This window comes from Aquabacterium sp., from assembly GCF_050725395.1.
Taxonomy (GTDB): Bacteria; Pseudomonadota; Gammaproteobacteria; order Burkholderiales; family Burkholderiaceae_C; genus Aquabacterium.
The window spans coordinates 150,168-162,225 of the sequence record NZ_JBOHHL010000004.1; the positions used below are offsets into that span (position 1 = coordinate 150,168).

Genomic DNA, 12,058 nt, shown 5'->3' on the forward strand with positions numbered 1-12,058 from the left:
CATGTCCGTCACCTCGCCCGATCCCCGCAGCCTGCCCATTCCCCGCCACGCCAGCCGCGTTCCCCCGCACCTGAGCGCCGAGCAGATTGGCCGCATCCGCCAGGCCGCCTTCAACCTGCCGCAAGTGGTCAAACCGGCCGACTTCATCCCCGAGAACACGCCGGATTTCGAAGACTACCTGGATGGCCGGGGCCTGATCCTGTTGCAGAAGGCCGTGAGCGGTGCGCGCCCCAGCCGCTGGATCGCGCCCGAGCTGATGGACCACGCGCTGCGCCACCTGGACGCCATCGGTGTGGGCCGCGAGGTGCGCCAGGTGATGATCGACCGCGGCGCGGCGCTGGAGGCCCTGGGCCTGTTCCGGCGCGGCCACGACTGGGACCGCCTGATCACGCAGACCTTGCCCTTGCCCGACCAGGCCGGCAAGGTGGCCGTGTCCTTCAAGGTGCCCATCGCCGCTGAACCGGTCTGGGATTTCTACCGCACGGGGGACAAACCCGCCTTGATCAAGGGCCTGGGTACACCGCCGGCCTACGCCTATGCCGACGAATTGCAAGCGCACCTGCAGACCCTGCTGGCCCGTGCCAAGGTCAGCAACCCCCGCCAGATGGCTTCGCTGATGCCGCGCCTGCAGGCCGAGTGCGGCACGCCCCAGTCCTTCGAGCACCTGAAAGCCGGCTGCACGCGCGCGCTGGAACGCTGGGAGCACCACGAGGCCGAGCTGGACACCCTGGACGACCTCACCGACCAACTGGCCTTCGAAGGCTATCCCGACACCTTCCACAAGGCCCGCCACCTGCAACGCAAGGTGACCTTGTACGTGGGCCCACCCAACAGCGGCAAGACGCACGCGGCCTTCGAGCGCCTGGCCAAGGCCGAGAAGGGCGCCTACCTGGCGCCGCTGCGCCTGCTGGCCCTGGAAGGCCGCGACCGCCTGCAAGGCCGCGGCGTGGCCTGCTCATTGCTGACTGGCGAAGAGAACGTGCCCGCCGACGGCGCGGCCGTGGTCTCCAGCACCATCGAGATGGTTGGCACGAACGAGCCCATCGAGGTGGCCGTCATCGATGAAGCCCAGATGATCTTCGACAACTACCGCGGCTGGGCCTGGACCCAGGCCATCGTGGCGGTGCCGGCCAATGAAGTCATCATCATCTGCTCGGCCTACGCCGTGCCCGCCATCCAGAACCTGCTGCGCCTGTGCGGCGAGGACTGCGAGGTCAAGCATTTCGAGCGCAAGCAGCATGTGCAACTGCTGCCCGCGCCCCTGTCGATCAACACGCTGAAAAAGGGCGATGCCGTCGTGGCCTTCAGCCGCCGCGAGGTGCTGATGCTGCGCGACCAGATCGCCGCCAATGGCAAGACCGTGTCGGTCATCTACGGGGCCTTGCCGCCCGAGGTGCGCCGCCGCGAGGCCGAGCGTTTCGCGCAAGGCGAATCGCACGTGCTGGTGGCCACCGACGCCATCGGCATGGGCTTGAACCTGCCCATCCGGCGCGTGCTGTTCAGCACCATGGTCAAGTACGACGGCCAGACCGACCGGCCGCTCACCGTGTCGGAGGTGCACCAGATCGCGGGCCGGGCGGGGCGCTTCGGCATGCACGACGAAGGCTTCGTCGGCGTGCTGAAAGAGGCCGAGCCCACGGCCTTGCGCATGCTGCGCGACCTGCTGCCCAAGCAACCCAAGGCCCCGATCGATTTCAAGGCGCCGGTGGCCCCCAACTGGTGGCACATCGAGACCATCGCCACGCGCCTGAAGAAGCACAGCCTGCGCGAAGTGTTGGGCATCTTCATGGAGCAGCTGGAACTGGACGACGCCCACTTTGCCGTGGCCGAACTGGAGCAGATGCTGGACCTGGCCGAGCAGCTCGACCGCACCGCCGGCAAGCTGTCCCTGCGCGATCGCTTCGTCTATGCCCAGGCGCCGGTCGATACCCGCACCGAATCACAGGTGCAGGAGTTCTTGAACTGGACCCACTACCATGCGCTGAGCGGCGAAGCCGGCAGCCCCTGGTTCCTGGAAGAGGTGGACGAGCACAGCCGCCTTGAGCGCATGGAGCAGGCCTTGCGCTCGTGCACCCTGTGGCTTTGGCTGGACCTGCGCTTTCCGAATGTCTACGGCCACCTGGCCAAGGTCGTGGACCTGCGCGGCCGCCTCAACGATGGCATCGAGCGCCACCTCAAGGGCAAGAAGCCCTTGTGGCAAACGCGTGGCCGCCCCCGCGGCGCGCCACGTCGTTCCTGAGTTTGAAGCGCCGGTTCAGATGCGCAGCAGGGCCTGCACGCGGAGCTGCTCATCCGGCGGGAAGTTCGACTTCACGTAGCTGACGATCTCGGCCTTGCGCTGAGCGTCCGACAGGTTGGCCGCCTTTTGCAGGCGTTCCCATTCGCGCTGGGCGCCACCCAGGCGGGCTTCCCATTGAGCCCATTCCTCGTCGGCCTTGGTCAGCCGGTCGGCGGCGGCTTCCCCATAGCGGGCCACGCGCTCGGCGCGCACGGCGGCGGGGTCTTTGCCAGGTGCCATCTGTGGCACGGGCTCACCAGGGTCGGGTGGCGGTGGCTGACCCGACTCCAGTTGCGCGTAGTAGTCCTGGAAGTGCTGCTCGTCGTCCTTGAAGAAGGCCTCGGCCCAGGCTTGCCCCAGGATCTGGCGGCGCACGGAGCGTTGTTCCTCGAACACCGGCATCCAGGTGGCACGGTCGCCCTGCGCGAACTTGTGGCGCCAGCCATAGGTGCGCACCTGCCAGTACTTGTCCCACACGGCCATGATCTCGCCGGCCAAGGGCTCGCCGTTTTCGCGCCTGGCTTCATCCTGGACCAGGCCGCGAATCTCTTCGATGGTGACCTCGCCCAGCCCGAGCACGTAGTACTCGAAACGGCTGCGCAATTCGCCACAGGGCTTGAGTTTCTTGTCGGTGACGCACCAACTGCCAGCGGCTTCGGTGCCAGCGAACGAGCCGTTCTTGAACAGGCGCTGGCGTACCTGGTCCGGGCTGCGCGTGACCGGGGTGTCCGACGGGTCGGGCGCCAGGCCAAAAGCGCGGCCCGCCTCGGCGATGCGCCATGAACCGTCGTTGCCGCTTTGTGCGTGACCGGCGCCTGGTGCCTGGCTGCCGGGGCCCGACAGCCACCATCCGGCACCCACCCCCACGGCGACCACGGCGGTGGCCATCCACACCTTGCCTGCTTTCATGTCAAAGCGTCCTCAGCATTGAAAAAGGGCCAACCCCCTGCGGAATCGGCCCCTGCGTCATTCGGGAAAAAGGCTTACAGCGACAGGGCCTTCAGGCGGCTGGCTTGCTGCTTGTAGAAAGCCACGGGGTCCGGATCGCCCTTGCCGATGGTGCCCAGGACTTGGTTGATCTCGTCCAGGTGGTTCCAGTGGTAGTCGTCCTTGATGACCTTGCCCCAGTGGCTGGAGCACTGCGACACCAAGCCGTCGTTGGCTTCGCCCTTGAAGTAGTCGCCGGTGTAGGACAGGATGGCGTCGGAGATGTCCCAGCCATTGGTCTTCACGGCGGTGCCCGAGATCGAGTACCAGCGGATGCTGTTGCCATTGACGCTGGCCACTTCAGGACCTTGGCCACAAGCGCTGGTGGGTGCGCCCACCGGGAACTTCGCGTTGAAGGCGGCGGCACCAGGCGCGCTCAGGGCACCCAGGGCGGTCAGCAGGTCGGCTTGCTTGTAGGTGCCGTTGCCGGTCAGCCAGGCGATCAGTTGCAGGCCACCGGTGGCAACCTTGTCGAAGGTGCCGCCAGGCGTGGTGCCGGCCAGGATGTCGTCAGCGACCTTGCTGCCGAAGTGGGTGCCGGCGACGGTGGTCACGCTGGCCACGATCGAGGGCACGGTGCCCGCGGCATAGCGCACGGTGGGGCCGCCATGGCTGTGGCCGATCAGGTTGAACTTCTTGACGCCGTCAGCGGCGGCCCATTGCTGGAGTTGACGCACCAGTTCTTCGCCGCGGAACTCGGTGGTTTGCGACGGATTCACCGAAGCGACGTACACCGTGGCGCCATCCTTGCGAAGGCTGTTGGGGATGTTGTAGAAGTACTGGATGCCCAGGATGTTGTCGAAACCGATGAAGCCGTGGACCAGCACGATGGGGTACTTGGTTTGGGAACCCGTGGTGGTGGTGGCAGCTTGAGCGGCAGGAACCGCGATCATCGCGCCAGCGACTGCAACGGCGGCGCAGACGGCACGCATGGAGAAAATGGTGTTCATGGCGTTTTTCCTTTGGGGCTCGGATGTTGTTGCTTGCACTGCGTGATCAATGTCTCGCGGAACGATGAATGGATCGCAGGTGGTAACCCTCGATTTCCCGGGTTCTCCCTCCCCCAAGACAGTGGGGGGTGAGGTGGAAGCGGCGCCACCAGCACGGTGTGGGCCCTGGTTTTCCAGGCAAACGCGTCGGAGATGTCCTACCAGCGGCCGCGGTTGGCGCCGACTGTGTCGGCATTCCGGGCGGCCCACCATGACTGTTCTTCATCAACAAGCTGAGGGGCCTCCATGAAAAAGCTTTCACTTCTTCTCATCACCCTGATGTCATCGGTCGCGGTGTGGGCCCAGTCCACGCCGACCAGCCGTGAGATCGTTGTCAACACCGACCAGGACAAGGTGGCCGAGGTCGAGCGCCATGCCCAGGAATTGAAGGACAAGCAGGACGCTGCCATCAATTCGGCCGAGCCGACGGCCGCCGGCCCCAAGCACAAGGCCAAGCGCCACCACAAGAAGGCCACCAAGACCGATCAGACCCAGCCGCTTCAAGGCACCCAGCCCGAGGACACCAAGGTCCAGGGCATCGAGTCGCCCGCCACTTCGAAGTGATTCAGGGGCCGCGTGACGGCCATGCTCGGGTAACCTCGGCGTTCACCCAGCAACCGGCGCGGCCTTCATGTCATTCGAGTCTTCAGGTTTGTCTTCGGCCCTCGTTCGCGCCACCCGCGAACGGGGCTACCTTGAGCCCACGGCCATTCAGGCCCAGGCCATTCCGGCGGTCCTGAAGGGCCTGGACGTGCTGGGCAGCGCGCAAACCGGGTCGGGCAAGACCGCCGCGTTCGCCTTGCCCATCCTGCAGCGCTTGCTGGACCTGCCACGCGATCGGCCGCGCCAGGTCCGGGCGCTGCTCCTGGTGCCGACCCGCGAGTTGGCGGCCCAGGTAGGCGACACCTTGCGCCACTTTGCCCAGTACCTGCCCGAACCCTTGAAAATCGCGGTGCTGTTTGGTGGTGTCTCCATCAACCCGCAGATGATGGGTTTGCGCGGCGGGGCCGACATCGTCGTGGCCACGCCGGGGCGACTGCTGGACCTGCTCGACCACAACGCCCTGCGGATCGATGAGGTTGGCGTCCTGGTGCTGGACGAAGCCGACCGCTTGCTGGACCTGGGATTTGCCGAGGAACTGAATCGCATCCTGGGTCAATTGCCCGCGCGGCGCCAGAACCTCTTTTTCTCGGCCACCTTTCCCCCGGTGGTCCAAGGCCTGGCCGACCAGTTGCTGCGCGATCCCGTGCGCATCGAGGTGCCCCTGGCGCCCGAGACCCAGCCCGACATCCTGCAGCGCGCCATTGAAGTGGACACCGCCAAACGCACGCCCCTGCTGCGCCACCTGATCAAGGAGCACGGATGGACGCGCGTGCTGGTGTTCGTGGCCACCAAGTACGCCACCGAGTTGGTCACGCACAAGCTGGGCTTGGCGGGCATCCATGCGCACGCTTTCCATGGCGAATTGAGCCAGGGCGCGCGCACCCAGGTCCTGGCAGATTTCAAGGCATCGCGGGTGCAGGTGGTCGTGGCCACCGACGTGGCCGCGCGGGGCATCGACGTGGCCCGCCTGCCCGCCGTGGTGAACTACGACCTGCCGCGCTCGCCGGTGGATTACGTGCACCGCATCGGCCGCACGGGGCGGGCCGGGCAAAGCGGGGTGGCCGTCAGCTTCATCACGGCCGACGCCGAGGCGCATTTCAGGTTGATCGAAAAGCGCCAGGGCGTGCGGGTGCCGCGCGAACAGGTGCCGGGTTTCGAGCGGGTCGAGGTGGCGGCGCCGGTGCTCGATGCCCATGGCGGTGTCAAAGGCCAGCGTCCCAGCAAGAAGGACAAGCTGCGCGCCGCGGCGGCCCGCAGCAGGGGCGGGTAGGCAGTCCTCAGGCCTTGCGGGCCACGTCCAGCCGACGCGAGGCCAGGTATTCCTGGCGGTAGATTTCGAAAGGCATGGTGTCGGCCGCCTCGATGCGCGCCTGCTCCTGGATCGATTCGCTGGCCATCTGCTCGAAATGCGATTGTTCTTCCGGGCTCCAATCGGCGGCCAGCACGGTCTGCTGGGCCTGCGTGGATTGCTGGCGCACGAAATCGACGTAGTTCTTGCCGTGATCCCGCACCAGCGCCTGCAGCACGCGGGCCGATGGCAAGGTCTCAAGGTCGTTCAGCCCATCCAGCGCGGCTTGCCAGGCTTGCTGGTGCGATTGCCCTCCCAGGTTGTTGTCCAGCGCCCGGGCGATGGGTTCGCATTGCTGGACGATCTCTCGGGCCCAGTCCATGAGCAGCACCTCCTGGCCCTGGCGTTCCAGCGTCAAGCCGGGTTCACGGCCGCGGGACGCGGTGCGGTGCTGGTTGCGCGCCAGGGCAGCGATCTCGGTGGGCGTGTCGGGCGGGCTGTCCAGCAGCAGGCAGTGCAGCAGGAAGGTGTCCAGGAAGCGGGCCGTGCCGTCGTCGATGCCGACCGGCAGGAAGGGGTTGAGGTCCATGCAGCGCACTTCGACGTACTCGACGCCGCGCTCGCGCAAGGCGTGCAAAGGGCGCTCGCCCGGGAAGATCACCCGCTTGGGCCGGATCGTGCCGTAGAACTCGTTCTCGATCTGCAGCAGCGAGGTCGAGAGTTGGCGGTAGTCGCCTTTCGGGCCCTGCACGCCGATGGTTTGGTAAGGCGGGTAGCTGCGCGTGAGCGCGTCCTGCAGCGAGGCGCCGTAACCTTCCAGGTCGTTGTAACTGACGGACAGCGACGATTGCGCATCGCTCTGGTAACCCAGCCGGCCCATGCGCAGCGACGTGGCGTAGGGCAGGTAGAGGGTGCGGTCGCTCAGGGTGTCCAGGCCATGCTGCTGGCCGGCCACGAAGCTGGGGCAGACGGCGGGCGAGGCCCCGAACAAGAGCAGCAGCAAGAAAGATTGGCGGCGGAAATTGCGGATCAGCGAAAAGTAATCCGCATTGCTCATGCCCGGCAGCGACCAGTTGTAGTGGATGCCCGAGATCGTCTGCATGCGCGGGCCATAGCGGTTGGCCAGCCCGATGCGGTAGACGCTCTTGGCCTGGCCGACGTTGGAGCTGCCGTAGCGGCCGATGGGGATGCCCCCGTCGTCGGGCAGGATGCTGGGCATGCTGCTGACCCACAACTGCTCGTCGCCGGCCTGGGCCAGTGAGCGGTACACGAACTGGTGGATTTGCGTCAGTTCGGCGATGGCGCCTTGCGCGCTGGTGTGCGCGCCCGTGACGAGTTCGATCTGCGATTCGCTGAAATCGGTGGTGATGCTGGGGCTGGCCAGGGCCGAGCCCAGGGCGACGGGGTGGGGGGTCAAGGCCAGGTGGCCATCGGGAAGGACCCGCAGGCTTTCTTTTTCGATGCCTCGGCGGATGCCTTTCAGGCGCTCAGGCGAGAGCGTACGCAAGCGTTCATCAATGCGGGTCACGCTCGGGTCTCCTCAAATCGTGGTGGCGCGAAGGTACCAGAGTTGGCAAAAACCTGCAGGCGATGCATCAACTGCATATCGATGCTGCCGAAAATTTCTAGTAAAGGCGCGAAAAGTCGCGTACTTTACGTGGTCGGCTTGTCCATTTGCTTTCATAGTTGTCACAGACGGTCGACCTGCTTTTCCAAACCCCATGTGCCTCATCATCAAGAAGCCCGCCGGGCGCACGATTTGCGCTGATTTTCTGAAAAACGCCTGGGAGCGCAACTTCCACGGCTGGGGCGGTTTCTTCGTCCAGAACGGCGATGTGGTCTGGGAGCGCGGCCTCGATTTCGACGACCTGCTGGCCTACAACCGCCGCCTGCCGGCCAATGTCGAAGCCTGCATCCATCTGCGCAAGGCCACGTATGGCGATGTGAACCACGAGATGGCGCACCCCTACACCGTCCGGCCCGGCCTCATGCTGATGCACAACGGCAGCATTCCCCACCTGGCCCCGCAGAACCCCGCGCTCAGCGACACCTCCGAATTGGCACGCCTCTTGGGCGACCTGCTGAAAGGCCTGTCCAACGAACAGGCTGCGGCCATGATCCGCTCGCCCGCCTTTGCCCGCCTGACCGCTCCGCTGATCGAGGGATCGATGGTGGTCTTGATGGACCAGGGTGGCGTGGTGCGCCTGGGCCGCGATTGGCACACCGTCAAGAGCTGCGAGTGGACCGGTGCCATGACCGGCATCGAGGTTTCCAATTCGCACACCTGGGGCGAAAAGGCCCGGGCGCTGTCGCGGCAGGCGCAGCGCGGCTCCTGGCAGGGCGTGTTGCAGGTGCTGCAAGAACGCTTGGCGCCGGCTTTCCGCGTGATCGGGCGGGCCACCTCCGGCCGCTGAAGCACCTGGCATAAGATCTTCTGCCAACCGCATCGGGCGGTTGTCAGCAGGAGTCGAACGTGAGCCGAAAAGTCTGTGTCGTGACCGGGTCCTCATCCGGCATTGGGGCGTCCACCGCGCGCCGCTACGCCCGTGAAGGCTGGAACGTGGTCGTCAATTTCTCGCGAGATCCCGCACCGGCCGAGGCCGTGGCCGAAGAGTGCCGCAGGCTGGGCGCCGAGGTGCTGGTGGTCAAGGCCGATGTGGCGCTGGACGACGATTGCAAGCGACTGGCCGCCGAGGTCGAGGCCCGTTTCGGCCGGGCCGACGTGTTGGTCAACAACGCGGGCACCACCAAGTTCGTGGGGCTGAAGGACCTGGATGGCCTGGACGCGGAAGACTTCCACCGCATCTACAGCGTCAACGTGGTCGGTGCCTACCAGATGATCCGCGCGCTGGTGCCCTTGCTCAAGCAGAACCCTGGCGCGGGCATCGTGAACATTTCGTCGGTGGCCTCCATGATGGGCGTGGGTTCGTCCATCGCCTACATGGCCTCGAAGGGCGCTTTGAACGCGATGACGGTGGGCTTGGCGCGCGCCTTGGGCCCGGAGGTCCGCGTCAATGGCGTGGCGCCGGGCCTGGTCGAAACACCCTGGTTGCAGAACGGTCTGGGCGAGGAGCGCTACGCCGCGTCGGTGCAGGGCTACAAGGCCAAGGCCGCGCTGGAGAGTGTGCTCAGCCCGGACGATGTGGCCGATGCCGCCTGGTTCCTGGGTGCAGGCGCGGCGAAGACGACGGGCGAGGTGTTGCTGGTGGACGCGGGCCTGCGCATCACCAAAGCTTGAGCTGGGGGAGCTCGCCCGACCCGGGACGGCAGGTGACGGCATCGTCGATGCGCATCAGCCCGCCCTGGATGACGCGCGCGTTCATGCCGCCGTGGCCACGCATGGCGTTGTAGCCGCCGGGGCCGAGGATGGTCTCCATGCGTGAGCAGGGATCGCAGGTCCCGGTGATTTCCAGCACGACCTCGTCGCCGATGCACAGCAACATGGGTTCGTGCTTGAACAGCGCGCGCGCCGCCAGCAGGTTCAGGCCCGAGACCACGAGGTTGCGGCGCAGCAACATGGGGTCGACCCAATCCTGGCCTGTGAAGGCCGCGATCACGGGCAGGTGTTCGTGCTGGATCAGGGTGACTTGGCGCTTGCTGCCGGCGCCGGCCGCCGAAGGGGAGCGCGTGGCGGCGCGGTCACCCTCCAGGCCTTGGCCGGCGAGGGCCCGGGCGCTGTCGACCTGCAAGGTGGGTGCGCGCCGTTCGGGCCGCAGGATGATGCGCTCCAGCCGGCCTGACAGGGGGAACTGTTGCACCAGGTGGTGCAGGTTGTCGGGGTCGGTTGATGAACTCACGTTGCGCCATCCAGAAGGTCAGGCCGACAGGCTAGCGCAAGTCGCCCGCCCTGTTTGCTGGTTGGCGTTGCCTTCAGCGTGAGGGCACACCCCGCTTCCACTGCCACCAGTTGTTCAGGATCGCATCGACCAGGGGGCGCCCCGCCTTGACCAGGTTCTGCGTGGCGGGCACGAAGCCGCCTTGCTCGGCGTACTTCAGCAGGCCGTCGACGTCGAGTTGGCCCGGGTAGGGCCGGTCGAAGTCGGCGCCAGTGCGAAGGATGGCCACGCGCTGGAAGTCGGCCAGGCCCAGGGCATCGACGCGCTTGAGGGCTTCCAGCGTGGCGTTGTCCTCCTGCTGCGTGGTGCAGTAGCGGCCGGCGCCATCGGTCATCAAGCTGGTCCATTCGGTGGCGCGCTGGCCCAGGCGCGTGCCCGCGAACCACGTGTTGCCCGACATGGTGTCGCACTGGATCACCTTGGGCGGCTGGCTGGCTGGGCCGCTGGGGAACTTGGCCCTGAAGGCGATGGCCTCGGGGCTGTCCAGCAGCTTGGCCTTCTTGCTCAGCGCATAGGCCTTGTCCACCAGCGCGTCGTTGAGGCGGAAGACCTCGGTGCGGTAGTCCAGCGGCGGTTTCTCACCGGGGCCTTTGGTGTTGATGCCGAAGTAGCCGTTGGCCCAGCCGGCGGGCATCTCACGCGGGTCGAGCTCCCAGGCCAGGCCGTAGTCGACCACCCAACGTGCCCAGGCGGCCGAACCCACGGTGCCCAATTCAGGGTTGATGCCCGCGATGCCGGCGATGACGATGTAGGTGTCGCGGAAATCGAATTTGCCGCTGTGCATCAGCGCGGTGACCGAGGCCGCCGCGTTGGCGTAGCCCATGCCCGTGGTCAGGTTGCACAGGCCTTGCAGGTTGCAATGCACGGCCGGGTAGTCGGGCGACAGGCCGGGCACGGTGATGTCGATCTTGAGCTTGTAGGCGTCGATCCAGGGCTGCGCTTCGGGGCCGAACATGCTGATCACCAGCACCTTGACCGGCAGCTTCAGGCGGGGCAGGGCCCAGAAGGGGTAAGCCTTGCTGGCGGGCTTGTCGGCGGATTTTTTCCAGGTTTTCCAGCTTGGCCACGAGGCCACGATGTCGTCGACCAAAGGCGAGCCGGCGTTGACGAGGTTGTGGATGGAGGGGATGAAGCCGCCCGAGATGGAATTGACCAGCGAATCGTAAGCACTCTGGCCGGGGTAGGGCCGGTCGAAGTTGGAAGCGGTGCGCAAGACGGCGACGCGCTTGAGGTCGAGCAGGCCGGCCGCGGCACCGCGCTTCAGGGCCTCGTAGGTGGCGTTGTCTTCCTGCTGGGTGGTGCAGTAGGTGCCCTTGCCATCGGTCAGCAGTTTGGTCCAATCCTGGGCGCGCTGCTCCAGGATGGCGCCATGCCACCAGGTGTCGCCCGCGGCGGTGTCGCATTGCACCACTTTGGGCGGCTGGTTGGCGGGCGCGATGGGCCAGTGGGCGCGGTAGGCGCGGGCGGTGTCGCTGTCTTCCAGCATGGCGTTCTGGCTCAGGGCCAGGGCCTTTTGCAGCAGGTCTTCGTCGAGCTGGAAAACCTCGTTGCGGTAGTCCAGCGGCGGTTTTTGAGCCGGGCTTTGGGTGTTGATGCCCGTGTAGCCCGAGGGCCAGGAGGCGGGCACGTCGCGCGCATCGATCTCCCAGGCGATGCCGTAGTCGACCAGGTAGCGGGCCCAGGTGGCGGTGCCCAGCGTGCCTTGCGTGGGGTCGATGCCCGCGATGCCCGCGATCAGGAAATAGGTGTGCCGCAGGTCGAAGCGCTGACTGAACACCAGCGCCGTGATCGACGCCGCCACGTTGGCGTGGCCCATGCCGGTGGTGATCTGGCAGACGTCGTCGCTGTTGCAATGCACGGTGGGATAGTCGGGCGACAGGCCCGGCACCTTGACCTCGTCGGTCAGCTTGTAGTGGTCGACCCAGCCCTGCCCCTCGGGGCCGAACATGCTGATGATCAGGACCTTGACGGGGCGTGGGCCATGCCCAATGCCGTTGTGGGCCTGCGCGGCTCCGATCAAGGTCAGGCCGGCCAGGAAGGCCGTGCCCATGCGCCGCAGCCAAGCGGCCGCCCATCC

General features: G+C 66.4%; 10 protein-coding genes and 1 pseudogene. 5 read left to right on the forward strand and 6 right to left on the reverse strand.

Translation table 11 applies throughout. The features are described 5' to 3' along the window. Position 1 precedes the first annotated feature (1 nt). Complete coding sequence (locus ACREB4_RS04380; RefSeq protein ID WP_431586973.1) at positions 2-2,239, forward strand: helicase-related protein; 2,238 nt, start codon at positions 2-4, stop codon at positions 2,237-2,239. Positions 2,240-2,254: 15 nt separating this feature from the next. Here the strand turns inward: ACREB4_RS04380 and ACREB4_RS04385 are convergent, their stop codons facing one another. Both ACREB4_RS04385 and ACREB4_RS04390 read right to left on the reverse strand, forming a co-directional pair. Beyond that, positions 2,255-3,187 (reverse strand): lipase secretion chaperone, encoded by a 933-nt coding sequence (locus ACREB4_RS04385; protein ID WP_431586974.1) that lies wholly within the window; start codon positions 3,185-3,187, stop codon positions 2,255-2,257. 74 nt (positions 3,188-3,261) lie between these two features. Then, positions 3,262-4,215, reverse strand: a complete 954-nt coding sequence (locus ACREB4_RS04390; RefSeq protein ID WP_431586975.1) for a lipase family alpha/beta hydrolase — start codon at positions 4,213-4,215, stop codon at positions 3,262-3,264. A gap of 285 nt (positions 4,216-4,500) precedes the next feature. Here ACREB4_RS04390 and ACREB4_RS04395 point away from each other — a divergent pair, with 285 nt between their 5' ends. Next, the gene (locus tag ACREB4_RS04395) at positions 4,501-4,818 is read left to right on the forward strand and encodes a hypothetical protein (RefSeq protein ID WP_431586976.1); all 318 of its coding nucleotides are present in this window, start codon (positions 4,501-4,503) and stop codon (positions 4,816-4,818) included. A 67-nt stretch (positions 4,819-4,885) separates the two neighbouring features. Further along, positions 4,886-6,127, forward strand: a complete 1,242-nt coding sequence (locus tag ACREB4_RS04400; RefSeq protein WP_431586977.1) for a DEAD/DEAH box helicase — start codon at positions 4,886-4,888, stop codon at positions 6,125-6,127. 7 nt (positions 6,128-6,134) lie between these two features. Here ACREB4_RS04400 and gshA read toward each other — a convergent pair whose 3' ends face one another. Continuing rightward, positions 6,135-7,673 carry a glutamate--cysteine ligase gene (gene gshA / locus ACREB4_RS04405; protein ID WP_431586978.1) on the reverse strand — a complete coding sequence of 513 codons (1,539 nt, stop codon included), beginning with the start codon at positions 7,671-7,673 and terminating at the stop codon, positions 6,135-6,137. Positions 7,674-7,866: 193 nt separating this feature from the next. Here gshA and ACREB4_RS04410 point away from each other — a divergent pair, with 193 nt between their 5' ends. Further along, the gene (locus ACREB4_RS04410) at positions 7,867-8,559 is read left to right on the forward strand and encodes a class II glutamine amidotransferase (RefSeq protein ID WP_431586979.1); all 693 of its coding nucleotides are present in this window, start codon (positions 7,867-7,869) and stop codon (positions 8,557-8,559) included. Positions 8,560-8,618: 59 nt separating this feature from the next. Further along, positions 8,619-9,383 (forward strand): SDR family NAD(P)-dependent oxidoreductase, encoded by a 765-nt coding sequence (locus tag ACREB4_RS04415; RefSeq protein ID WP_431586980.1) that lies wholly within the window; start codon positions 8,619-8,621, stop codon positions 9,381-9,383. On the opposite strand, the gene ACREB4_RS04420 is transcribed toward ACREB4_RS04415, so the two are convergent. From ACREB4_RS04420 to ACREB4_RS04430, 3 genes and pseudogenes are all read right to left on the reverse strand, one after another. Then, a complete protein-coding gene (locus ACREB4_RS04420; protein ID WP_431586981.1) occupies positions 9,370-9,942 on the reverse strand; it encodes an MOSC domain-containing protein in 573 nt (190 codons plus the stop codon). The two genes, ACREB4_RS04415 and ACREB4_RS04420, sit on opposite strands and share 14 nt — an antisense overlap. Before the next feature lie 73 nt (positions 9,943-10,015). Beyond that, the gene (locus ACREB4_RS04425) at positions 10,016-10,978 is read right to left on the reverse strand and encodes a purine-nucleoside phosphorylase (RefSeq protein ID WP_431587043.1); all 963 of its coding nucleotides are present in this window, start codon (positions 10,976-10,978) and stop codon (positions 10,016-10,018) included. Positions 10,979-11,032: 54 nt separating this feature from the next. After that, positions 11,033-12,031, reverse strand: a pseudogene (locus ACREB4_RS04430) (purine-nucleoside phosphorylase); the annotation flags it as partial. Positions 12,032-12,058 lie beyond the last annotated feature (27 nt).